This window comes from Clostridium sp. AM54-37XD, from assembly GCF_003478225.1.
In the GTDB taxonomy this organism is placed as follows: domain Bacteria; phylum Bacillota; class Clostridia; order Lachnospirales; family Lachnospiraceae; genus Coprococcus; species Coprococcus ammoniilyticus.
The window spans coordinates 1-1,076 of the sequence record NZ_QUEV01000024.1; the positions used below are offsets into that span (position 1 = coordinate 1).

At 34.7% G+C, this 1,076-nt stretch carries 1 protein-coding gene; it reads left to right on the plus strand.

Features of this window, described 5'->3' with window-relative positions:
• Positions 1 to 611 precede the first annotated feature (611 nt).
• Positions 612 to 911: a hypothetical protein gene (locus tag DXA07_RS12885; RefSeq protein WP_117807214.1), complete on the plus strand. Its 300-nt coding sequence runs from the start codon at positions 612 to 614 to the stop codon at positions 909 to 911.
• The last annotated feature ends 165 nt before the right edge of the window (positions 912 to 1,076 follow it).

Consider the following 1,076-nt stretch of genomic DNA (forward strand, 5'->3'; position numbering starts at 1 on the left):
ATAGCATTGCCTTTCTGTGAGACAGCAATGTTTCTTTTTTCATTTTCATTGTACATAAATTTAATTCCTCGTAATATCCGGCGCCTGTTTTGTCGACAACATAACCATAGCAGAAAAAGAAACGAAAAAACGGTTGATGTAACAAACAGCATGTCTGGATGTAATAACTTGCATATTTGCAGAATATTTTTATTAATTTCTTTTGGTATATTGACGACTCTTTTTTTTATAATGTTTATGCCATTTTTTCGAGTCATATTGACTTGTAGAAATAGAGCAGAGACAGGAAGATCTGTTATGGTATTGCAAAAACAGAATCTGGTAAATAAAGGAGATACGAGATAAGCTTTCGTTGAAAACAAATGAGTTTAATCCGTATCGAGACAGGTTAAAGAAAAGGGGTATTATTGATTGCAAGGAACATGGGTATGTTTTCTTTTCATTACCTGAATTTGGGGAATATGTATTAACGCATTTGTAATATTAGATAGATGGATATAACTTCTATAAGAAATAAACATTTTCAACTTGTACCTCTTTTGTTCGCACGATAATATGAAAGAAATGAATTCTTTGCGTGTAACAGAGAATTTATTGGAGGTATCCTGTGTTTGATCAAGGTCATCGTTGACCGGCAGGGGAAAAAGCTTCCGGGAACGATTACTGACTTTGTCAATGAAAATGGTGTTGATTTTCCGGTTGTGCGGTTTCAGTATAATGGACAGGATATGAAATTACGAGCTGCAAATGGCGGAAACAAAAAGTTAAACCAGAATGATCCGGTGGAGATCATTTATCGTCCGGGCAAAGCAAAGTATGTGAACATTGTTGGAGATAACAAAGATGTAGTGATCGCAGTTGGAATAACCGTATGTGGTATCGGTCTGATCAATTGTAAGATTTTACGGTAAATAATTATAAACTTGTTTTCCTTTCTGATATCCGTTACAATCAAACTTGGAGAGATGGAGGCAATATACAAAGCTAAAATATGCATGTTATTCTGTTTTATCGGGAAAGGAGATGAAATATGGATAACGAAATTGTATATTCCTCCAAGGCTACTGATCAGAAAG